The organism is Shewanella indica (assembly GCF_002836975.1).
Taxonomy (GTDB): Bacteria; Pseudomonadota; Gammaproteobacteria; order Enterobacterales; family Shewanellaceae; genus Shewanella; species Shewanella indica.
Map to the genome: position 1 here is coordinate 20,355 of NZ_NIJK01000047.1, position 22,319 is coordinate 42,673.

Here is a 22,319-nt window from a genome sequence, read left to right on the forward strand (position 1 = left end):
GGTTGCTGCTTTCGCTATAGTTCCGGCCACAGTCATAATCTCTGCCACAATCACTGCCATAGCCTATCGGCCAGCCCCGAGGCCCGGCGAGTGAGGCGACGACAGGCGCCGTCAAACACTGAGCTGTTGCCCAGGCAGCAAAAATGCTGTTTGGCGCGGGTAATGGCGGTGTAGATCAGCTCCTTGGTGAGCAGTTGCAGCTGCGCCGGGCTCGGGCTCGGCGGCAACACCAAGGCCACAGAATCAAATTCACTGCCCTGGGACTTGTGCACTGTCATGGCAAAACAGGTCTCGTGGCCGGGAAGACGCGCCGGCAACACCTTGAGCACACTGCCATCGGCCTGAATAAAGTGCGCCAGCAGCCTGTTGCTGTCTCGGTCGGGCAGAATAACGCCGATATCGCCGTTAAACAGCCCCAGGTTGTAATCGTTGCTTTGGATGATCAGCGGTCGGCCCGGATAAAACTCCTGCTGCGGGGCGATCAATCCGGCCTGTTTCAGCACTTGCGTCAGTTGCCGATTGATCCCCTCGACACCGAAATCGCCGCCACGGGTGGCGCACAGCAGTCGAAAGCGATTGTAACGGGCGATGATCTCATCGGCACCGATGTCCGGCCTGTGCACCACTTCCAAATAGTCGCGGTAGTGCTCACAGGCCTGGCTGAGAAGCTGAGCCAGCCCCTGCTGCTGTTTACCGATTTCCAGCCACTCAAGCTCCTGATAACCGCCATTCCAGGCCTCAGTCATCGCGGCGCCATCACTGAGGTTGACCGCCTTGGCCAGCACGCCTATGCCGGCATCGCCGCGGAATCTGTGGCTGTGACGCAGCATACAAAGATTATTGCCTATGCCGGGGGCGAGATTGACGCAATCGCTGAGGTCAAAGCCGGTGAGCCTTGTCAGTGTTGCGGCAAACTCGGCGCTGTAACGCATGCGCCAGTCCTGCTGGTGGCGCAGACCGGCGCAGATATCGGCGAGCACGGCGCCGGCTTCCACAGAGGCCAGCTGATCCTGATCCCCGAGCAGTATCAATCTGGCATTGGCGGGCAGGGCATCGAGCAGCCGGTCCATCATAGGCAAGTCCACCATGGAGGCTTCATCGACAATCAGCAGATCCAGATGCAGCGGGTTGTCTTGGTGATGACGGAATTTGTGCGAGCCGGGGATCACCCCCAGCAGTCGATGCACAGTGGCAGCTTCTTCCGGGATCTTGTCTATGGCACCAAGGTCAAGCTCGGCGGCAAAGGGCATAAGCTCTTTTGCCAGGCGCTGTTTTGAGGCCTTTATCGATTCGGTCAGGCGCGCCGCCGCCTTACCCGTGGGGGCCACCAGACGTATGTTCATTTCACTGCCGAGACACAGGAGCATCAGTAGCTTGGTGACTGTGGTGGTCTTGCCTGTGCCCGGGCCGCCGGTGATCACCGCCAATTGGCGACAATAGGCGGTGGCGGTGGCGACTTTTTGCCAATCACGTTTGCCGGAATTTTCATTATCAGTTTGAGCTTCACTATTAGCTTGAGCTTCACTATTAGTTTGAGCTGCCTCATTAGTCGCTTGGCCTGTATGGCTGGCGGGCGGCAAAAACAGGCAATCCAGCGCGCGTCGCACCTCGTCGGTGGCGGGGTATTCAGTGGCGGCCATGGCGGTGAGTCGCCGGGCGACCCGGCACTCAAAATCATAATAACGTTTGAGGTAGAGGCGGCCAGCGTCGAGGATCAAGGGTTTGTCTTCACCCGGGGCGCCGACGGCGGCAAAATTGGCCACCGCCAGCTCAAGGCTTGCCGGGTCGGTATTGAGGCGCACACTGGGGTGGGGCTCTGCCAGCGGATTATCAAACGCTATGCTCCCCAGTGGCAGGCAGGCGTGCTGCGATGATAACTGGCGGCTCAGCAGGGCGCACAGCAGCAGAAATAGCGGCGATGGCTCCCGGTGAATGGCGGCCATCTGCAGCGCAAAGTGGCGGTCGAGCGCCGTCAGCAGCCGCTGCTCTTCCCATTGCTTGAGCAGCGCAGTAACAGCTTGGCTGCTGTGCAGTATTGATGGGCTATCTGTCATAGACTCAACTCCAACTGAGGGGCGCTCGAGGGCGACTCGCCCTTGAGTAAGGCATCCAGGGCCAGGATCACCGCTTCATCCGGTCTGTCCACAAACACCCCGGCGCCGGGATGGGCTGCGGACATGCCCCGTAAAAACAGATAACAGCAGCCGCCGAAATGGCTTTGATAACAATAGTCCGGCAGTTTGAGGCTCAGGTATCTGTGCAGCGCCAGGCTGTAGAGCAGGTACTGGAGATCGTATCTGTGCTCGCTGATGGCTGCGGCCATCTTGTCCTGGCGGTAATCGCTGAAATCATCCCCCAAATGGTTGGATTTATAATCGGCAATGTAGAAACGGCCCTGATATTCAAAGGTGAGATCGATAAACCCCTTGAGCATGCCCTTGAAGGCATCGAAGCGCAGTTCACCGCCATAACCGTGCTTGGCCAGCAAGCGGCTGAGCTCGGTATCGATAAGATGGGTATCGCCGCCAAGGGGCAGATAAAACTCCATCTCCACCAGCTTTTGGCGCTTGCTGAGGTCGCCCAGGCGCAGACTCTGCCCCTGGGGCAGAGCGATTTCGGCGTTAAGCAGATCCCGATACCAGTCATAAAGCACATCTTGCCAATCGCTGTCGATGCCGTACTGCTGCATCGCCTGGGGCAGATGCAGCAAGAGTTCCTCCTCGGCCTGGGTAAAGTCGATTTTCTCCAGTACCAGGTGCATAAAAGAACCGGCATTGGCGCCGCGCTCGAAGCTGAAGCGGTTGGCCTGCAAGACATCCTGCGGCTCATAGACAGAGGCGGGCTCGATTTCAAACTCCTCATCACCGGCGCCCGGCAACACCCGCTCGTGGGGCAGATGTTTGACCAGGCCGGAATAGCTGCCGACCCGCCAGGGCGCGCCTTGACGCGCCGCCGGCACCTGGGCACAAAGTGGGCTTTGGGAGTGGTTTTCAGTGCCTTGAAGGTGACTTGGATCTGCATCGCCTATCTCGGTCAAGGAGATGGCCTCGCAAGCAAGGGATGCGGCGGCGCTTTGCAACCTATCGCCGTCACAGTCCTTGTCTTCAATGCCGAGCAGATAGCCTATGGCGGTATCTTTCAAAAAGCTGTTGATGCCCGTCTTGTTCATGCGGCAGTGATTGGCCAGCCCCAGATAACAGCGATATACGGGCCGGGTCAGCGCCACATACAAGAGGCGCAGATCTTCGGCCAGCGTCTCGCGTTTACAGGCTTCCCAGCCTTCGTCACTGGCGTCCAGATCCCAGACTAATTGATTGTCCTTGTGGTACAGCATGGGCGAGGGGCGGCGACTGCCGTCGCGGGCCAGGCTGACAAAGGGGATGAAGCACACAGGATATTCCAGCCCCTTACTCTTGTGGATGGTGACTATCTGCACCAGGTTTTGTTCGCTGGCGAGCCTCAGTTGCTGCTCTTCACGGCTCTGGCCGGAGAGCAGTTCCTGCTCAAACCAGTTGACCAGGGCGCTCATGCCTTCGAGCTCGGTGGATTTTTGCTGCAGCAGTTCCGCCAGATGGCGAAAATCGGTGAGACGCCGCTCGGCGTTGGCCTCTCGGCCGAGCCGTTCCAGCAGCTGCCAGTGATCCGCGAGATTGAGCAGCGCCGGCATGATGCCGCGGCGGCTCCAGAGCTCATGCAGCGACATGAAGGTATCGAGCACTTCGGCGCGCAGTGTCTCAGATTGGTTGAATTCATGGATCTTATTGGCGCTGAAGCCCAGCAAGCGGCAGGCCAGTGCCGAGCGAATCGCCCGTTCATCCCTGGGGCTGGCGAGCGCCTTGAGGATGAGGGCGATTTCCCGCGCTTCCTCAGTGACCATTACCGAGTCGCGGCTGAGGAACACGGCGCCGATCTGGCGACTATTGAGCGCTTGTTGCATGACGGCGGCTTCGTTTCTGTCGCGCACCAAAATGGCGATATCCCGGGCGCGCAGCGGCTGCTCATTGCCACTGAGGCGACACTCGCCGCGGTTGGCGGCATTGAGCAGGCGCACGATTTCGGCGGCGGCATCTTCGGCCAGCAGTTTACGGGCCTGGGTCTTGTTTAGGCCCTTGTCCGGATCTTCCTTGAGCAGCCTGAGCTGCAGCGCCGCCGAGTCTGTGCCGGGCGCGAGCAGCTGTTTGCTGCCGGCGTCCTTGGCCTTGACCGGCTCGAACGGGATGGCGTCGCTGATAAAAGGGTCGCTGTGGTTGGCAAACAGGCGGTTGACCGCTGCAATCATGTTGCTGGCCGAGCGGTAGTTGGTGTCCAGATTATAGTGATCGGCGGTATTGCGCCTGGCCTCGATATAGGTATAGATATCGGCGCCGCGAAAGGCGTAAATCGCCTGCTTGGGATCGCCTATCATCAACAGAGTTCGACTTGGCTCAGGCTCGGGCTTGGGTTCAGGCTCGGCGCCGGCATCCTGCTGTGGCAATTGCGCCGGGTAGATGCCGGAGAAAATTGCAAACTGCAGCGGATCCGTATCCTGAAATTCGTCGATAAGCGCCACGGGGAAGCGTTTGCCTATCTCCTGCTTGAGCTGCTCGCCGATGGCAAGGCCGCTATCCGGCGCCGTCTGGGTCAGGCCGCCTATGGCCTTGGCCAGGGTCAGCAGCAGATCGTCCGGGCTCAGCAGGTTGCGCTCGGCCTTGAGCTCGGCAAAACGCTCGGCTATCTGGGCTCTTGCCTGATAGAGGAATGCCGGAATAAGCGAGTCTACGCTGTCTCTGAGCGCTTCTATCTGCGCCAGCAGCGGCGCCTGTTGCGCTGTGGGGATTTCGCCGCCTTTTCTCAGTTTCAGTGACCCGAGAGCCAGGCTGTCCAGCAGCTTGGGTGTCGGCAGTCCCTGATGATACTTGGCCCAGTTGTCCATCTGCTCCAGCATGGCCGTGAGCTTGGGGTAGCCATCGGCTTGCTTGCCATAGCTGGTGCCGTTGAGCGGCAGGCTGTGGAGCAGGGCCTCGGTGGCGTCCCTTTCTCTTGGCCAGCTCAGTCGCAGCCTTGCGAGCTGAGTCTGCAACTGCTCTGCATATTGGTCGAATTTCCCCGGGTCGCGGTTGGCGCTCGCTTGACTGGCGCCGAGCAGTGGTCTCAATTCGCGCCCCAGCGCATCCGGAGTGGCATAATGGGCGGCTATCGCGGTCGCCAGCGCTGTCGGCAGCCGATAGCAGACATGGCGCCAGAAATCGCGCACACTCTGGCGCAGATATTCGCTGTCATCCAGGGTAAATTCCGACTCGAACAGCAGCGCCGACTCAAAGGCCATATCCGAGAGGATCCGCTGGCAAAAGCCGTGAATGGTAAAAATGGCGGCTTCATCCAGGCTCTTGAGCGCCAGATCCAGCTGCTTGAGGGCGGTTGCACGCTGCGTTGGCGGGCAGCGCTGATAAAGCTGCTCGATAAAATCGTCTTTGACGCTTAGGCCGATAAAGCGCTGATAACAGCTGCGGATCCTTTTGCGTATTCTGTCGCGCAGCTCTTCGGTGGCGGCGTTGGTAAAGGTGACCACCAGGATCTGCTCACAGCTAAGGCCCGGGCGCTCAAAATCACCCAGCAATAAGCGCAGATAGAGGCCGGAAATGGTGTAGGTCTTGCCGGTTCCGGCACTGGCCTCAATCAGGCGCCGGCCGCTCAACGGTAAACTCAATGGCTCCAGTGCTTGCATATTATTCCTGTCCCATCTGGGTAAAATCGGCCAGGGCGGCCAGTTTGTCTTTGTGGTAAAGGCTGATAAGCGGCGCCAAAATCCCCTCGGCCAACGCCGGGAAACTCAGGCTCTGCTGGAGTCTGAGTTGCCAACCGCCTGGCAACCCTGCACTCATGTTGCTCAGGGTAAACTCATCTTCACTCAACTCATTTTCACTCAACTCATCTTCACTTAACTTAGGTTCGCAGGCTTTGCGCCCAAAATCCGTCGTCGTGCCAGCATAGGCGCTGTCATCAAGGGTTAAACCAAAATCTTCCGGAAAGCGGAACAGGCGGGCGTTATGGGGATCCTGGCCGTCACCGAACCCGGCGTCATCCAACCAGGCGCTCTCGGCCTCAACAAGCCGCAGCTGATGTTCAGTGTCAACGCTTAAGCCATCTTCTACCTCGGCGCTGAAGTACGCCAGGGAGGTTTGCGCCATAAAGGGCAGCGGCCTGTGTTGCCCGAGCTCAAACAAGGCGGCCAACTGACCCAGCAAGGCCTTGGCGGACTCGGCCTTGAGCGGCGCCATGGCGTGGAAGTGACCGGCATCCAGCAGATAGCTGTGCCTGTGAATGCCGCTGGCATTGAGGCACAGATGGCGAATATAGAGGCTCAACAGATCCTTGGGCTTGGTGGTACCCGGCCTTAAGTTGACCAGCCCCTTGGGATAGCAGTCTTCGATGCGGCCACAGAGCAGCATCTCGCGGCCATTGACCTCGAGCTTGAGCGCTATTTCAACGGCATCCGGCTTGGGCAATTCGGCGCGAAGAAAACGGGTACGCTCCACCGCCGGGGCGATATCGCGGCGATATTGATCCAGCAGCAGATCGTCAAACGGCGCTATCGGCAGCAGACCTTCGGCCTTGAGCTTGTCGAGCAGGGTTTCATCCAGCTCTCCGTGCTCGTCTTCCAGCGCATCCTGCATCATCAGCAGCTGCAGCTGATAGCGTTGCAGGGCGCTGAGCTCAAACGGCTCATCATTGTCCTGACTGTCGATATCCAGCCTCAAGTCCAGCTGCAGCACCCGCTGGCAGAAATACTGCGCCGGGTTGCGGAAAAAGCGGATCAGCGCCGAGAGTTCAAGCTCCGGCTCCTTGAGGCCGGTTTCCTCGCCCAGCTGATGCTCAATAAAAGGCGCCGGGCTTTGAGCGGCAAACATCTCCCGCGGGCACCACTGGGTTGCAAAACTGCCGGGCAGCTCGCTGTTACTGTAGAGCCGGGCATCAAAGGGTTGCAACGGCTGCTGAATGATGAGGTGCTGCATCAGCGCATCGGCCGCCAAATCGCCAAGGGCGGCAATCTCATCGGCATCTGTGGGCACTGCGGGCGGCGTAAATTGCGCCTCTTCCGGGCGGTAACACAGCTGAATGTATTCCAGCAATTCCGATACCAGCATGGAGGGAATACGCTCACTGTTATCGCGCTCGCTGTGGCCTATGTAACTGATATAGAGCTGATCCCGGGCCGACAGCAAGGCTTCGAGAAACAGGTATCTGTCATCCAGGCGTCTTGAGCGGTCGCCGCGTCTTGGTTTTTCATGGGCGGTGAGATCGAATCCCACAGGATGTTGCACCCTGGGGTAGACGCCATCGTTCATCCCCAGCAAACACACCTGGCGGAAAGGGATGGAGCGCATCGGCATCAGGGTACAGAAGTTGACGCTGCCGGCGAGATAACGCTGACCTACCCTGGACTCACTCAAGGTTGAGTTGAACCATTGCCAAACCACTGTCAGCGGCAATACCCCGCTAAAGCCCGACAGTCGCAGCTCCTCGGCGAATCTGTCTATGGCCTGGCGAATGTCGTTGATCTCTTCCCTGGCATCGTCTTCCTGGGCCAGGTAAAAGGCATCGAGCAGGGCGTTAAGCTGCGCCACCCGCTCTTCCGGTGGGGTTTGCTGCTTGAGCTCTTCCCTGAAGTCATCGAGTGCTTCGATAAAATTCAACAACTTGCCGAGCGCCTGCGCCGACTGGCCTTCAATACCGGCCAGCGGCAGATCGCCCTGATACAGCTCGGCATCATCGCCCAGGGCATAGCCCAGCAGCATGCGACGGATCCCAAAGGCCCAGGAGTGTTTGTCAAACCCGGGCAAGCCCAGCTCTTCACGGTTGTGACTGTCGCGGCCCCAGCGAATACCGGCGGCCTTGAGCCAGCCCTTGAGCTGCTCCAGTTCCTCTTGGGCTATGCCAAAGCGAGCCAGCACAGCGGGCACTTCGAGAATACTGATGATGTCTGTCAGGCCAAAGCGGCTCTTGTCCAGCGCCAGCAGGTTGAGAAAACCGGCAATTAAGGGGGATTCCTGGGCCGCGCCGCGATCGGCTATCGCATAGGGGATGAAATGATCGCCGCTCTTGGCGGAAAACACCGCATCGATATAGGGGGCGTAGGCGGCCACATCGGGCAGCATCACCATGATGTCCTTGGCGGCAAGCGAAGGGTCGCTGCGCAGGCGATGCAGCAGATGATCGTGTAAGGTTTCCACCTCCCGCAGCGGACTGTGGCAGCTTCGCAGGGTGATGGAGTCGTCGTTGGCGGCCAAGGGCCTGCGCCGGGCGATATTCAGGTATTTGCTGACATCCGGCCCAAGGGGCTCGCCTAAGGTTTCCATCTCCAGAATGTCATTTTGAATGCCGCCGAGCAGGGTATTTGTGTTGCCGGGGTGAAACAGTTCTTCCAGTTCCAGCCGCTCGGGTGGCAGCTCCAGCACCATATCCAGCAGCTCCCGGCCGAGACGGCCGTTATTGGCCAAAATGGGGTTGCCCACTTCCAGCTTGTCTTCCCAGAGTTCGGGCAACTGTTTCTTGCCCTCAAAAGCCAGTGCCATTCGCGCCCGCGCCCTGGGCTCTATGATATCGCCCCAGTAGTGACGACAGGGGCTGAGGCTCAGCATCACTACCTCGATGCGACTGGCGAGCGCATAGAGTACATCCAGGGTTTGCGGCGCCATCGAGGAGATCCCGAACACGAACAACCTGGGCGGCAGGCCTTCCAAGGCATGATCGCTGCCGCCTGTCAGCGTTTCGATCAGCGCCTGGTGCAGATTGGCCCTGTGGTAATGGCTCTGTTGCAACTCCTGATTGTTGTAACGTACCAACTCGCGCCAAAGTTCGGGTTGCCAGGCGTGCTGCGGCGCTATCTCCAGCGGGGATTCATTTTGCTCCCAGCCGAGGATCCATTCCGGACGGTATACCAGATATTGATCGAAAATATCGGCGATACGGCCGCTGAGTTGAAACAGTTTGAGCTCAACATCGTCGCCCAGATAATGTCTGAGCGGTGCAAAATTGTCTCTATCCAGAAGGGAGGGCAACAGCGCCATCAGTTTCCAGGTCATCGCCGCCTTGGTAAAGGGGTTTTCCTTGGGCACGTCATCGAGCAGCAGATAACAGAGCTGCCAGATAAAGCTGGACGGCAGCGGAAACTCCTGCGCCGCCGCCACACCATTGTGACGCGCCAGCTCCAGGCGGAGCCAGGTGGACATGCCGGGGCTTTGCACCAGAATTTGCTCACAGCTCAGCGGCGACATGCCGGGCACGCCATCGCGAAGCCGGTCTGCCAGCGTGGCCGACAGCAATTCCATCTTGTTGGACTGGATAAGAGTAAACATAGGCAGCAGGGTTACCTGGCTTTGGGCCGTTTATTGCTTTGGTGCTCTATTCTAGGTGCTTGATTTATCGGGTTGCAAATCTTGTTTCAGCAGTTTGAACCACAAAGCGCGGGACTGACGGATAAAGCGGCGTTTAAGTCTCGCCGACTCCTTGGAAGCGCCTTGATACTTGAGCTGAATATAGAGTGAGGTCCAGCTCTCGATCTCCTCTGTCAGCGCCGGCCAGCGTGCGGCCAGCGCCGCGGCGTAATCCATAGGCCCCAGAGAGGCTGGCCTTGGCAGCCCGAGCCTGGCAGCCTGGCGGCATACCTTGAGATAGTGACGGTTGATGCTGTCCGGGCCTCTTTTAAGCCGCAGCAGGCCAGTAGTGAACAAAATGACGATAAAGGTGAGAGCCATTACCGCGAGTACCAAGGTTGCCAGACGGCCGATACTCACTTCTCCCAGCAGTTTGGAGAGCACTTCTTGCTGGCGCTCGTTGTCAAAACCCAGCACCCAGACGCTCCAGTAGTAATCCAGGCTGGCGAGCCTGAGTCTCAGGCTGTTGTACCAGTTGCTGGCCCGCACCCCGGCAAAAGAACGGTCGGAAAGGTAGCTTTCTTCCGGGCTGAACAGGGAGTCGAAACCCTGCTCAATTCGTTCGGGCGCTATCATGGCGGTGGGGTCGTAACGTACCCAGCCTTTGCCTTCGAGATAGACCTCACTCCAGGCGTGGGCCATATATTGATACACGCTGAGGTAACCGGCCTGCGGGTTGTATTCGCCGCCCTGATAACCGGTGACAATGCGGGCGGGCAAGCCGGTGGCTCTGGCCATGAAGGTGAATGCCGAGGCGTAGTGAACGCAGAAACCGGCGCGATTTTCAAACAAAAAGTCGTCCAGTTGCTGCGGCCCCACCGGCGGGGGTGTCAGGGTGTAGAAAAAGGGCTGACTGTTGAAATACTGCATCATGGCCGTCAAGCGCTGCTCGGTTTGCGGGTAACGGCGGGCAAAATCGGCGGCAAGTTTGCGGCTGCGGGGGTTGATTTCATCGGGGAGATTCAGGTTGAGCTGCCGCAGTGGCGCTCTCAAGCGGTTATCCAGGGGGGCATCCGGATAGCTCATCACCCGGTATTGCAACCTTTGTTCTACCGGCCTTATGGCATAGAGGCGAAAGTCCGGCAGATTCACCAGGCGCGGATCCATGCTGTAGGCGAGATCCAAGCCGAACAGCCAATGCTGGCCGCTCGGCTCGGCTATGATGCTGTAATCGATAAAAGGCCCTTTGGGGACGCCGGGTTCGGGGCGGCGATTTATGATAAAGCTGTCTTGCTGCAGCGCCTTTATCCCCCGCGACTGCTGCCAGCGTTTGCCGTCATATTCCTCCAATACCAGTGCGCGCCAATACCTGTCTTCGGGAGCCGGTATCTGGCCCTTGAAACTGGCGCGAAATGCCAGCTCGTTGGACTTGGTCAGGCGCGAGATATCTCCAAAGCTAAGTTCATCGGACAGCCCTGTGGTACTGCTTTTCATCTGCGGCACCATCCAAAGCGGACTGAAACGCGGCAGCACCACAAAAAGCAGCAGCGCCAGCGGCAGACTCTGTGCCAGCAGCACCAGGGTTAGCTTGATCTGGCGATTGAACGAGGCCTGTTCGTGGTAGAGGCTTGCCAACACGCAGGTGTTGAGCGCCGCCACCAGCGAGAGTTGCAGGGCGTTGAGCATCTGCTGATGGTCGATAAAGGTGAGGGCGATAAGAAAGTAGCCCACTAGTACCACGGCTTTGACATCGCGGCGACTGCGCATTTCGATATATTTAAGGGAATAGCCGAGGATCAATAAGTTGACCAAGGCATTGAGCAGGCCAAGTTCGCGACTCACCAGCGCCAGCGTCAGCGCCGCAGCAATGGCCAGCACAGTCACCAGCACTCTGGGGGGCCTGGCGACCTTGCCAAGATAGATCCCCAAGCGCCAGACAAAACAGATGGCGCAGATCCCCAGGGTTCCCAAGGTGATTTTGCCTGCAAGCGGCGCCAGCACTGCCAGATTGGTGAACAGCAGCCAAAGCAAGGTGCGGCGGGCGATGATCTCCTCCGAGGACTCCTTGAGCGCGGTTTGCAAGCGAGCGGCTTTCATCGGCCGGTACCTTCAGCCTTGGCCGGATAGAGTGCCAGGGCTTTGAGGCACTCCTGACGCTGAGCTTCGCCTTGAGAAGGCGCTATGGTTCTGCCCGCTAACTTAAGCCCCCAGGTTTGGCCGGAATGGGCCAATTGATTGACCTGATAGCTCAGCTCACCCAGGCGCTGTTCCAACTCATCGCCGGTTAATTTGCTATCAAGCTCCAGCCACAAAGGCGGCCCCTGAGGCTCGGCAAACTCCTTGCTGAGCATGCCTCGGCCCTGAGCCCACTGTTTCCAGGCCACCTGTTTGAGCGATTCGCCTGGGACATAGCTTTTAAGCCCGGCGTATTCATCGACGCCGCTGAGCCACTCGCCACTGTCTTGGGATCCGGGGGCGTGTTCACTGCGCCCCAGTTTAGGCGTGCTGACCACGGGCGTTGGAAACACCCATTGACGGGTGTCGAGATCCAGATGAGACCAGGCACGGCAGAGCCCCAGAGGGTAGCATGACTCCACCTTGAGCCTACCTGGATGCCATAGGCCCCTGGGCCTTGGCTGCATGGGCACCAGAGCCGTCTGCTCCTGGTTATCGACACGGGAGACAAAGACTTGCCGCTCTCCCGGGTAGCTGAAACCGAGCCGAAACAGGCTTCTGTCGGCGCTGACGGTCACAGGGAAGGAGAGACTGTCGCCGGCGTAGGCTTGGGGAGGCTTACGGGCACTGAGTCTCAGTCCCGCTAAGTTGCGGTAACTGTGAATGATGCAGGTGTGAAACACGCTGGCCAATACTATGGCCAGGCCTATCACCAGGTTGTTTTGATAGTTGGTGCCGAACAGAAACAGCAGTAGCACCAGCGCCAGCCAGATAACGCCGAAGCCGCTGGGAAGAATAAAGATGCTTCTGTGACTCAAACGTTGCTCTTTGGCGGCGGGAATACGCCGTGACAACCAGCGGTTGAGCCGGGCAGAGAACAGGGCGGTCACAGAGGCCATCTCGCCGTCACCGAATGGGATTGATGGTGCCGAGTAACCTGGTCGATAACTGCTCGCCCTGAAGTTGGCTCGAATGTCGCAGGCGGTGCTCGGCAACGGCGCCAAACACAGCTTGCACATCTTCGGGCACCAGATATTGACGCCCCTGGATACAGGCCCAGGCTTTGGCTGCCGCCAGCAGCGCCTTGGTGGCTCTGGGGGAAAGGCCATAGCCTTCGTTTTGGCTGCGGGAAGCTTCCACCAGTGCCAGAATATAGTTAAGCAGGGCATCGGAAGCCGCCACCTGTTCGCACTCCTGCTGCAGTTGATCCAGCTCGAGCGCGCTCAAACACTGGGGCAGGGGTTGGTTGCGTTCCTGTCCTTTGAGCATGGCCAACTCGGCATCCTGGCTGGGATAACCAATGGAGAGGCGCATCATAAAGCGGTCCAGCTGGGATTCCGGCAGTGGAAAGGTGCCTGATTGATCGGTGGGGTTCTGGGTGGCGACCACGAAAAAAGGATGCGGCAGTCTGTGGGTTATACCATCGATTGTGATCTGTCGCTCTGCCATCGCCTCGAGTAAGGCACTCTGGGTTTTGGGGCTGGCACGGTTGATTTCGTCGGCCAGCACCATCTGTTTGAAGATAGGGCCAGGGTGGAATACAAACTCAGATTGCTGCTTATCAAAGATGGAAACCCCGAGAATATCCGCCGGCAGCATGTCGCTGGTAAACTGTACCCGCTGATAACTCAGGCCTAAGGTTTGCGCCAGTGCATGGGACAAACTGGTTTTGCCCATACCCGGTAGATCTTCAATCAGCAGGTGGCCGCGAGCCAGAATGCAGGCCAGCGCCAGCCGTATTACCCTGGGCTTGCCTATCAAAACTTGCTCGAGTTGCTGCAGTACCTGGATTATCTGGCTCCTGGACACATTGGCTTCCTTGTTAGATGGTCACTGAAATCAGTTCCGGCTCGGTTTGGATGAACTGAGGTCTGAAGTAGAAACCTTGCACCAAATCCACATCCAACGCCAGTGCCTGAGACAGCTGCTGCTCGGTTTCGATTCCTTCGAGTATAGTTATTTTTTGGCAGGACTTGGCAAAATTAAGCAAGTTTTCCAGAAGCTTAGCCATGAGTGGTACCTGGATGGCACTGAGCCAGTGACGGTCGAGCTTGATGCAGTCTACGGCGGTCAGCAGTTGCAGTGATACCATGGCATGGGGTGCGCCGACATCATCAAGGGCTACGGTAATTCCGCGCCGGTGCAGCTCTTTGAGTAATGTTTGTGCCTTGTCGGCATCGTTGACACAGGTGTTTTCTATCAGCTCCACAGTTAAGCCTCCGGTTTGCTGCTGATACTTATCCAGCGCTTGCATCATGCATTGACAATTGGCGCTGTCCAGCGCGTGAGGATCCAGGTTGACGTTGAGTCTGGGGGTCTTGGGCGCTTGACTGAGTTGCAATAGTTTGGCCTGCAACTCTACCGCTGCCAGAGCACGGCTGTCTTTATGCAGCCAGTCGAATACCAGATTAGGTGCCAAGGAGGCGCCTTGGTGATCGTAAAAGCGGGCCAGGGCTTCATAACCCTGAATGGCCAAAGTTCGGGGACAGACAAGCGGCTGATATTCACAGGCAATGTGTCGCGGAGGGGAAAGATCCATGCAGTTATCAACGGAGTTAGCTAAATGAATGCTAATTATTCCCATTATGGTGTCAAGATAACAAGTCAATTTACCCCATTAAAGCATCGAGCGCTGAAAAATACGTCTAGGAACAAGCTCTTTAATATCAAAGTGTTGGGAATTTGACTCAGTGCCAATTCACCGCCGCCTCAATAGCGGCGGCCCAGTTCTGTTTCACTGAACTGTGGCAGAGCTTGCTGTTGACGCAGCTCATAAATCTGCCGGTAGGTGAATACGGCCTGCACATAGGAGCGGGTTTCACTGAAGGGGATGGTTTCGATAAAGCTCATCACATCCAGTTTGCCATCGCTCTGCTTCAACCAACGCTTTACCCTGTGGGGGCCAGCATTGTAAGCGGCAACGGCCAGCACCCGGTTGTTGTCAAACTGTTCCAGCAGCTTGGTGTAGTAGGCGCTACCGAGTGGCACATTGATGGCCGGGTCGTACAGACTGCGACTGCCGTTGAACGCCAGTTTGAACTCTTTTGCGGTTTGCTTGGCGGTGGCCGGCATCAGCTGCATCAGGCCTCTGGCGCCCACTGACGAAGTCGCATAAGGGTAGAAGGCGCTTTCGCGGCGGGAAATAGCCCGAATTTCATTGACATTGACCTTGAAGTCTTTGCCTGCCCGGGTAAAGAAAGGGTCTGCTGCATAGGGAAAGCGCATCTCCATATCATTCCATAGCCGGGCCTGAATACTGGCTTCAACCGCCAGCGCGTCCCAACCTTGCTGCTGAGCGTAGACGCCGTACTGGGCGCGCATCTGCTTGTTGTGGCGGGCGAGCATTTGGCTCCATTCGATGCGGGCATCGACCAGTTTATCCAGTGCCAGCAGCTCAGATACCCGGGCAAGCGCCTTGTCATCAGCGAGTCTTGCCTGCATTTGCGCCTGGGGTTGAGTCGGCACATGTGCCAGGTTGGGGGCTAGGCCTAACTCGGCTGCGGCCCAGAAACCATAAAAATTGCGCTCTTGGCTGAGTGCTTCGAGCATAGCATCGTCCCGGCCATTGACCCTCAGGTGCCAGTAGCGCCAGCGCGCATCGTTGCGGCCTTGATCGCTAAGTAAGGGGAGAAAACGGCGGATATCGGCATCATTTTGCTCGGCAATCGCCCAGCGCAAACGGCGCTCGGTCAGATCGTCAGCCTTGAGCAGCGGCAGCATGGTGTCGATATGATCTCTCAGCCCCTCGTCCTCGACGATAAGCGCTCGCCTGACCAGATAACGGTTTAGTTGCCGCCCCTGGAAGTCGCTGAATCTGCCGGCCTTTTCATACTTGACGTACAAACGCACCGCCTGACGCAGATCTCTACGGGCCAGGCGCTTTAGTCCGGCAGAAACGATATCACTGTAGATGGGGGCATCGCCATCAAACTGATTCATGTGCCTGAGGCGGTTGGGATCTTTATAGACCGCCTGCAGCATTTTGGCCTGATTCTGATGTTGGGTAACTTTGCGTCCCAGATACTGCAGCAGACCGCTTTGTCCGGCGTCAAAGGCCAGCATCATCCGCGACCAGATCAACTCTTGAGTGCGGTGCCCGGCCTTGCTCCAGGCATTGAACAGGGGATCGCACTCCTTGGGACGGGAGCGACCATAGAGCCAGAGTTGACGGGCACCGTCCCAGGCTAGCTGTTTATTCCCTTGGCCAAGCTGGGCCCGGTAAAAGTAACATTGCAGCTCAGTGGCTCTGGGCAGTTCCGGGGAAATGGCCAGAAAATCCTGCCAGCGTTTGTCGCCGCCGGCTCGCAGCAGATACCTGTGACGAGCGCTGCCATGCAGGGGCGAATGCTCAAATTTGTCTATTGCCTTTTGTGCCTCTGGGCCTGCAAGCGCCATTATGTCATCCAGTTCGGCGTGAAAATCCAGATAGATATTGAGCGGGTAATCCTTGAGTTGGGCCCTGAGCTTGCGATACTCGTCAAGTTGGCCTTTATCCAGCGCCTCTCTGGCCTTTAGGTAATTTTGGCGTTGTTGTTCCAAAGAGGTAGGCGCCTTGGCCGCATGGCTTATCCCGGGAAACAGTATCCAAGGGGTGGATATTGTCACTGCACTCAAGGCAACGCTGCCGGCGAGGGCTATTCGGGTCAAGGCTTTGCGCATCTAAAACTCCTTGTTGATGGCCTGTTTCACTTGAGAGGCTGAATTCAGGAGGTTAGTTCGCCGTCCTTCTCTGTATTTTCTATGGCATTAACCTCCTTGCCTATTGGCAAGGGCGTTTCTGTCATCGCCTTTTCAAGTAATTGTTTATCCAGTTGTTTACTGGTTTCAACGCCCAACTGTTGCATCTGGTGAGCCTGGCGGACAAGGTTACCCCTGCCGGTAGCCAGTTTATTCATGGCGCCGTTGAAACACTTCTCTGCATTGTCCAGCGCGCGCCCGAGTTTGTCCATATCTTCCAGATAGCCACAGAGTTTATCGTAAATTTTACCGGCTTGCTTGGCGATCCTTTGGGCGTGTTGGTTTTGGTATTCGTAGCGCCAGATGTTATTGATGGTGCGCAGTGCTACCAAAAGATTGGTTGGGCTGACGAGCATGATGTTGTTTTCGAGCGCGAAATTCACCAGCTGCGGCTCTTGTTCCAGTGCCAGCAGGAAGGCGGGTTCCACCGGAATAAACATCAATACATAATCCAGGCTCTTGATGCCGTGCAGTTGCTGGTAGTCCTTTTGGCTCAGGCCTTTGATATGGCCGCGAATAGAGTTGATATGTTCACGCAGCGCCAGGGAGCGCTCTTCATCGGTTTCGGCATTGTAGTAGCGCTCATAGGCCAGCAGTGACATTTTGGCATCTATTACCACATCCTTATTGGCCGGCAGATGGACTATGACATCGGGTTTAAAGCGCTTGCCGGCATCATTTTTCAGATCCTGCTGCACGTCATACTCATGTCCTTGTCTGAGACCACTTTCCTGCAGTACCCGCTCCAGGATCACTTCGCCCCAGTTGCCTTGCTGTTTGTTGTCGCCCTTGAGCGCCTTGGTGAGATTGACCGCATCCTGACTCATGCGCAGGTTGAGTTGCTTGAGATCTTCCAGTTGGTGTTTCAATGATGAACGTTCACTCTGCTCCTGTGAGTAGGATTCATGAATTTGCCTTCTGAAACCTTCAAGTTGTTGTTTCAGTGGTCCGAGAACACCATCGAGCTGCGATAGGTTTTGGGATTTTAGTCTTTCACTTCTGTCTTCAAAAATCTTGTTGGCGAGATTTTCAAACTGCTCTTTTAAGCGGGCTTCACTGCGCTCAAGCAGTTCGATTTTATCGTTGAGCGCCTGTTGCTCGGCGTCGAAGCGAGCGCTGATTGTCTGCTGCATGGCATTGGACTTTGACAGGTTTAACTGAGTTTCCAATTGCTTGCGCTGAGCATCCTTGAGTTGCTGTTCAAGGTCGGGCACCCGCTCGGCAATGGCTTCTGCTTTACCGAGCTGGGACACCAGCCATTCGGCTTTTTCCTGGCTGCTGCCAAGTTGTTCGTTGAGTTCGCTGCATCTTTGTTCATGTTGCAGCACTAACTGGTCTTTGATCTGTTGCCAGCGGCCGCGGGTCATGCGCTGATTAAAGAGGGCGCCAAGCAAGATACCCAGCAGTAATAGGGCCGCGGCGGCAATGAGTTGAGGCGCGGAAATTGTAGTGGCCAAGTCCATATCATGTCCCTTGAGTGCAAAAAAGAGGAGCGGAAAACCCGAATAGAGTCGCAGAATGAGTCAGGGCCTTCAAGGGCTAGGACGTGTAGACTCAGGATAAATGGCTAAGAGTTGCCCATTTTGTACCTCTTGTCAGTTAAGGTTCAGCCAATGGAGTTGCAGGAATTATTCCAGCAGGAAATTTTTCTTTGCCTGCCTGGGTCTTATAAACTGAATTGACTGCAGCTATTGAGAGGTCACTGTGAGCAATAAAAAATTTAAACTAGGGATTGGCAGGCAAATGCCCTGGGAGTTGCCGGCAACTGAAGTCACGCCGGAAGCCGTATTTCGCGATCGGCGCAACATAGTCAAGGCGTTGGGGCTCGGCGTTATAGGTGCCAGTATTCCCGGCCATGTTCAGGCCGGCTTGTTTGACCTTTTCGGTGACAAGCGTGAGAGCGAGGCATTTGTCACCTCAAATCTCAATTATCACAGCAACCCGGACTTTCAATTACCTGGGAGCCTGACACCCCTTGACAAGGTGATCCGCCATAACAACTTTTACGAGTTTGGCACCGGCAAACAAGATCCCTTCGAAAATAGTCAGAGCCTCAAGGTCAATCCCTGGGTGCTTAAAATCGAAGGCGAGGTCGAGCGCCCCTTAACGCTGGATTATGACGACCTGCTCAAGTTGCTTCCCCTGGAGGAGCGCCACTATCGTTTGCGCTGTGTCGAGGCCTGGTCCATGGTGATCCCCTGGGTTGGCTTTCCGCTGGCGGCTTTGCTGGCCAGGGCCGGAGTCAAATCCTCTGCGACTCATGTGGCCTTTGAAACCCTTTTTGATCCCGAGCAGATGCCGGGGCAACGCAATCGCTTGATGGGCGGCGGCATTCATTATCCCTATGTGGAGGGATTAAGACTCGATGAGGCGATGAACGAGTTGAGCTTCCTGTCGGTCGGCCTCTATGGCAAGACGCTGCCGCCGCAAAATGGGGCTCCTGTGCGTTTGGTGGTGCCCTGGAAATATGGTTTCAAGAGCATTAAATCTATCGTGAAAATTAGGCTTTTGGACAAACAGCCGCCGACCAGTTGGAATCAACTGGCACCCCATGAATACGGTTTTTATGCCAATGTGAACCCAGGAGTGGATCACCCTCGTTGGTCACAGGCGACAGAGCGGCGGATTGCCGAAGGCGGGATCTTCTCTGCCAAACGGATCCCGACCCAGATGTTCAACGGCTATGGTGAGCAGGTCGCGCATCTGTACCGGGATCTGGATTTAAGGAAATACTATTGATGCGTCTAGCTCCCAAGCAACTGCCTTGGTTAAAGGCGTTGCTGCATCTGGCCGCCGGTTTGCCCCTGCTTTATTTGGTCCTGCAAGTGGTGACAGACAGGGCCGGTGGCGATCCTGTGCAATATATTATCCATTTCACCGGCAAGGGGGCGCTCAATGCTTTGGTGGCCACTTTGTTGGTATCGCCAGTTGCCAGAAAATTCAAATTGGGGTTGTTGATGCAGACTCGGCGTTTGCTCGGACTCTGGATATTTGCCTGGGCCTGCTTGCATATTCTCAGCTATTTCAGCCTGGATCTGCTGTTTGCCTGGGAGCTGCTATTTAGTGAAATTATCAAGCGTCCCTATATTTTGGTGGGGGCCAGCGCCTGGTTGTTGCTTGCTGCGCTGGCGCTGACCTCGTTCAAGGCATTGCAGCGCCGTATGGGGCGGCGCTGGCAGCAACTGCATTACAGTATTTATGCCATAGCCTTGTTGGTACCTGTGCATTATTACTGGTCGGTGAAGTCTGAAATCATTGAGCCCAGTCTTTACCTTGCTGCCATGTTGCTGTTGTTGGCGATAAGACTGCCGAGATTCAACTGGTTTAGGCGCCTCTGGCCGACAGTTTGAAGTTCAGGCGTGTGTGGCCGGGCAAGTCAGGCATCGGCACTGGGTGAGGCAAAGCTGTAGCGCTTCTTTAGTGCCAGTTCCATGGAAGCCTGAGGTTGTGCCTGCTTGGCCTGATACATGGCACTGTCGGCAGCGCCGATGAGTTCGGCCAGGGTGTCGCCATGTTCGGGATAGAGACTGATGCCGGTACTCAGGCCAACCTGAAGTTGTTGCCCTTGCCAGGGGATATCGGCACCCAAGGCATGAATCTTTTCCAACACGGCACAGACTTCTTCGCGGCTATTTATCGGCTCCAGCCAGATGATAAATTCATCGCCGCCGATACGGGCCACCAAATCCGAGCGTCTTAATGTCTCCTTCAGCCTTTTGGCAATTTCCACCAGCACTGCGTCACCGGCGCTGTGGCCAAAATTGTCGTTGATGGGTTTGAATTTATCCAGATCAATGAATAGCAACGCAGCCTTAAGCTGTTGACGTTGGCAACGTACTATGGCGTGTTCCAGTTCAGTGGTGGCGGCGCCGCGATTGAGCGCGCCGGTGAGATCGTCATGATCTGCCAGATATCGTAACCTGTCTTGCTGTAGTTGCAACTGCTGGGTTTGCACTTCTACCTCTAATTGCAATTGCTCTTTTCGTTCGGTTGCTTCCATCAATGCCTGTTTCATATTGTTGAATTCATGGGCCAGTTCAGAGAGTTCATCTTGTTGTTCCAGCCTGATACGGCTATGAAGATCGCCCTTGGCCAGATCGCGTATGCCGCGTTTTAAACTGCCCAAATGGCGCCGAAAACGTCTCAGAGTATGCAGGGTAAAGCCTGTCACCAACAGGGCAATGGCCAGCAGCAGGGCACCGTTGAGATAGAGATGGCTGAGCTGCAGCACACGGGCTCTGTCCATAGTGTGATGTTGAAAGCGAAACAGATCTTCGCTCATGGATTGAATGCTCATATTGTATCTTGACAGCAACATACTACTGACCAACTGATCATCTGCTATCAGAGACAGCTTGGGCAGAGAATGCTCCAATAGGGTGCTGATGTTGTTGCTTTGGCGTTTGAGGTTAGCCAATAGCTGTTGTTGCTGTTCATCATCGACCTGAGTGGTAGTCAAGAGGGCGTTTAGGCGCAGCAGATCCCTTTGGGTGTTTTCCACAGCTTGGGTGTCCCGGTATTGTTGCAGCAGCCATAAGTTGGACCTGAGCAGATCCAGGTGTAGTTGCAGTTCAACCAGTTTGTGCATCTGTTGAAACGTCTGCTGGGAGAAATGACGTTGTTGCAACAGTGACAGCGCCAGTACCAGTGTCAGGGTGATGCAGAGAATGACCAGAATGCTGAGGCGGCTGGATAATTTCATCTCTGTTCCACCAATGACATATGTTGTATCTGATCCAGTGCTTTGGGAGCGATAACATTTCTGAAGTCGGGCAACTGCTGGGCTTCTATGGTGCCGCTGGTCATGGCCCAGCGAGCCTGTGATTGCAGATTACTGAGCAGGCTATTACCCAATGACAGACGAAACAGATAGTCCGGCCATAGAGCGACGACTTCTTCAGTGGGTAGGTGCAGATATTCGGCAACCAACTGACGGGCTTCCTGTGGATGCAGGACGATAAATTCACTGGCGAGTTTCAGCGCCTTAAGGATCCGAACATGGTGTTCGTAGTGCGTCTGATTGTCGCCCTTACGACTGATGAGATTAAAAGACAGGCTATACAAACCGCGACTGGGAAATTCGTTTATCTTGCCTGGTTGATGTTGCAATAGCTGAAATCCGTATGGCTCCCAAACCGAAATTGCATCCACATCGCCTGCAAGCAGCGCCGACGCCAAAGCAGACGGGCGGATATCCACCCGAACCGGCGCCAAGGACGGGTGTCCGGCTATGTTGAGTATGGTATCAAGAAAATACTCGCTGGCGCTGCCGGCGACGATGCCAACGCGCTTACCATCCAGCTGGGTCGGAGTGGTGATACCGCTCTTATGTAGGGTTAACAGTTTGATGTCGTTATCCGATTCGGCAAAGCTTGCCAGCACGGTGAAGTCGGTTCGCTTGAAGCTATTAAACATCACTACGGATTCAGAGCTGGTGGCCAGATCAGCCCTGTTATTGAGCAGAGCTTCGAAGCAAAGATCGCCTCCTTGAAGTGGTTGCAGCACTACATAGACGCCTTCGCGGGCAAAGAGTTCGAGCTTGTCGGCAATAATGACAGGAGCTGAAAGCAGTGAGGTGGATACGGCGATGCGAACCGGAGTCTGGTTGAGCAAAATTGGGGAGTTTGGCTGTCTGGGTATGCTGAGCCAGATAAACAAGAATAGCAATAGAGCCAAAGGCACTAGCATTTTTCCCATGGTTATTGCTGTCCTCCATTCGTCATAGTCTGAAGCCCTGGTTTTGTTCAATCAGGTGATTTCAACTTTCTTAAGTGTAGTGCAAACAGAAGGGCGTGCTATAAAAAGGCTCATATTTTTCATGGGATTATTTGTGGTATTCGGTTGGAAAGTGAAACCGATCGCGGAAGACAGTTATTTCTTTGGTTAAGTGTAGTAAGCGAACAATAACGCGATGGAATTCAAAAAGTGAAATAAGTTGTGAAATATTATTTGGGTTGATAACGCACATCCTTGTCCCATAAAAAGAGAGGCACAGATATTGTCTGCGCCTCTCTGATATCGAACAACTCTGGTATATCGAACAATATTGTAATC

At 55.9% G+C, this 22,319-nt stretch carries 13 protein-coding genes; 2 read left to right on the plus strand and 11 right to left on the minus strand.

What is annotated here, in order from left to right:
* Positions 1–50 precede the first annotated feature (50 nt).
* The 9 genes from recD to rmuC all read right to left on the minus strand — a co-directional run bounded on the left by recD (position 51) and on the right by rmuC (position 17,728).
* The gene (recD, locus tag CX650_RS15890; RefSeq protein WP_101096382.1) at positions 51–2,054 is read right to left on the minus strand and encodes an exodeoxyribonuclease V subunit alpha; all 2,004 of its coding nucleotides are present in this window, start codon (positions 2,052–2,054) and stop codon (positions 51–53) included.
* Entirely contained in the window at positions 2,051–5,704 is a 3,654-nt protein-coding gene (recB, locus tag CX650_RS15895) for an exodeoxyribonuclease V subunit beta (protein WP_101096383.1), read from the minus strand. The genes recD and recB overlap by 4 nt, the downstream gene beginning before the upstream one ends.
* Before the next feature lies 1 nt (position 5,705).
* Positions 5,706–9,335 (minus strand): exodeoxyribonuclease V subunit gamma, encoded by a 3,630-nt coding sequence (gene recC, locus CX650_RS15900; protein WP_101096384.1) that lies wholly within the window; start codon positions 9,333–9,335, stop codon positions 5,706–5,708.
* Between the two features lie 51 nt (positions 9,336–9,386).
* Positions 9,387–11,450, minus strand: a complete 2,064-nt coding sequence (locus CX650_RS15905) for a transglutaminase TgpA family protein (RefSeq protein ID WP_101096385.1) — start codon at positions 11,448–11,450, stop codon at positions 9,387–9,389.
* On the minus strand, positions 11,447–12,547 hold the full coding sequence (locus tag CX650_RS15910; RefSeq protein WP_229799922.1) for a DUF58 domain-containing protein: 1,101 nt from the start codon (positions 12,545–12,547) through the stop codon (positions 11,447–11,449). Before CX650_RS15910 ends, CX650_RS15905 begins: the two co-directional genes overlap by 4 nt.
* A complete protein-coding gene (locus tag CX650_RS15915; RefSeq protein ID WP_039033268.1) occupies positions 12,435–13,337 on the minus strand; it encodes an AAA family ATPase in 903 nt (300 codons plus the stop codon). The genes CX650_RS15910 and CX650_RS15915 overlap by 113 nt, the downstream gene beginning before the upstream one ends.
* Before the next feature lie 13 nt (positions 13,338–13,350).
* A complete protein-coding gene (locus CX650_RS15920) occupies positions 13,351–14,067 on the minus strand; it encodes an EAL domain-containing protein (RefSeq protein WP_039033267.1) in 717 nt (238 codons plus the stop codon).
* A 170-nt stretch (positions 14,068–14,237) separates the two neighbouring features.
* Positions 14,238–16,187: a transglycosylase SLT domain-containing protein gene (locus tag CX650_RS15925; RefSeq protein ID WP_101096386.1), complete on the minus strand. Its 1,950-nt coding sequence runs from the start codon at positions 16,185–16,187 to the stop codon at positions 14,238–14,240.
* A gap of 44 nt (positions 16,188–16,231) precedes the next feature.
* Positions 16,232–17,728 (minus strand): DNA recombination protein RmuC, encoded by a 1,497-nt coding sequence (gene rmuC / locus CX650_RS15930; protein ID WP_039033265.1) that lies wholly within the window; start codon positions 17,726–17,728, stop codon positions 16,232–16,234.
* Positions 17,729–18,008: 280 nt separating this feature from the next.
* Here rmuC and msrP point away from each other — a divergent pair, with 280 nt between their 5' ends.
* Positions 18,009–19,004, plus strand: a complete 996-nt coding sequence (gene msrP, locus CX650_RS15935; protein ID WP_101096387.1) for a protein-methionine-sulfoxide reductase catalytic subunit MsrP — start codon at positions 18,009–18,011, stop codon at positions 19,002–19,004.
* Entirely contained in the window at positions 19,001–19,615 is a 615-nt protein-coding gene (gene msrQ / locus CX650_RS15940; protein ID WP_101096388.1) for a protein-methionine-sulfoxide reductase heme-binding subunit MsrQ, read from the plus strand. Before msrP ends, msrQ begins: the two co-directional genes overlap by 4 nt.
* 26 nt (positions 19,616–19,641) lie before the next feature.
* Here the strand turns inward: msrQ and CX650_RS15945 are convergent, their stop codons facing one another.
* The gene (locus CX650_RS15945) at positions 19,642–20,967 is read right to left on the minus strand and encodes a GGDEF domain-containing protein (RefSeq protein WP_071476060.1); all 1,326 of its coding nucleotides are present in this window, start codon (positions 20,965–20,967) and stop codon (positions 19,642–19,644) included.
* On the minus strand, positions 20,964–21,962 hold the full coding sequence (locus CX650_RS15950; protein ID WP_039033262.1) for an ABC transporter substrate-binding protein: 999 nt from the start codon (positions 21,960–21,962) through the stop codon (positions 20,964–20,966). Before CX650_RS15950 ends, CX650_RS15945 begins: the two co-directional genes overlap by 4 nt.
* Positions 21,963–22,319: the final 357 nt, after the last annotated feature.

Bases quoted from the DNA above. Each gene is read 5' to 3' on its own strand.
- CX650_RS15920 (WP_039033267.1), bottom strand. From the start codon at position 14,067: ATGGATCTTTCCCCTCCGCGACACATTGCCTGTGAATATCAGCCGCTT.
- CX650_RS15945 (WP_071476060.1), bottom strand. From the start codon at position 20,967: ATGAAATTATCCAGCCGCCTCAGCATTCTGGTCATTCTCTGCATCACC.
- recD (WP_101096382.1), bottom strand. From the start codon at position 2,054: ATGACAGATAGCCCATCAATACTGCACAGCAGCCAAGCTGTTACTGCG.
- CX650_RS15950 (WP_039033262.1), bottom strand. From the start codon at position 21,962: ATGGGAAAAATGCTAGTGCCTTTGGCTCTATTGCTATTCTTGTTTATC.
- rmuC (WP_039033265.1), bottom strand. From the start codon at position 17,728: ATGGACTTGGCCACTACAATTTCCGCGCCTCAACTCATTGCCGCCGCG.
- recC (WP_101096384.1), bottom strand. From the start codon at position 9,335: ATGTTTACTCTTATCCAGTCCAACAAGATGGAATTGCTGTCGGCCACG.
- CX650_RS15925 (WP_101096386.1), bottom strand. From the start codon at position 16,187: ATGCGCAAAGCCTTGACCCGAATAGCCCTCGCCGGCAGCGTTGCCTTG.
- recB (WP_101096383.1), bottom strand. From the start codon at position 5,704: ATGCAAGCACTGGAGCCATTGAGTTTACCGTTGAGCGGCCGGCGCCTG.
- msrP (WP_101096387.1), top strand. From the start codon at position 18,009: ATGCCCTGGGAGTTGCCGGCAACTGAAGTCACGCCGGAAGCCGTATTT.
- CX650_RS15910 (WP_229799922.1), bottom strand. From the start codon at position 12,547: ATGTGCAAGCTGTGTTTGGCGCCGTTGCCGAGCACCGCCTGCGACATT.
- CX650_RS15905 (WP_101096385.1), bottom strand. From the start codon at position 11,450: ATGAAAGCCGCTCGCTTGCAAACCGCGCTCAAGGAGTCCTCGGAGGAG.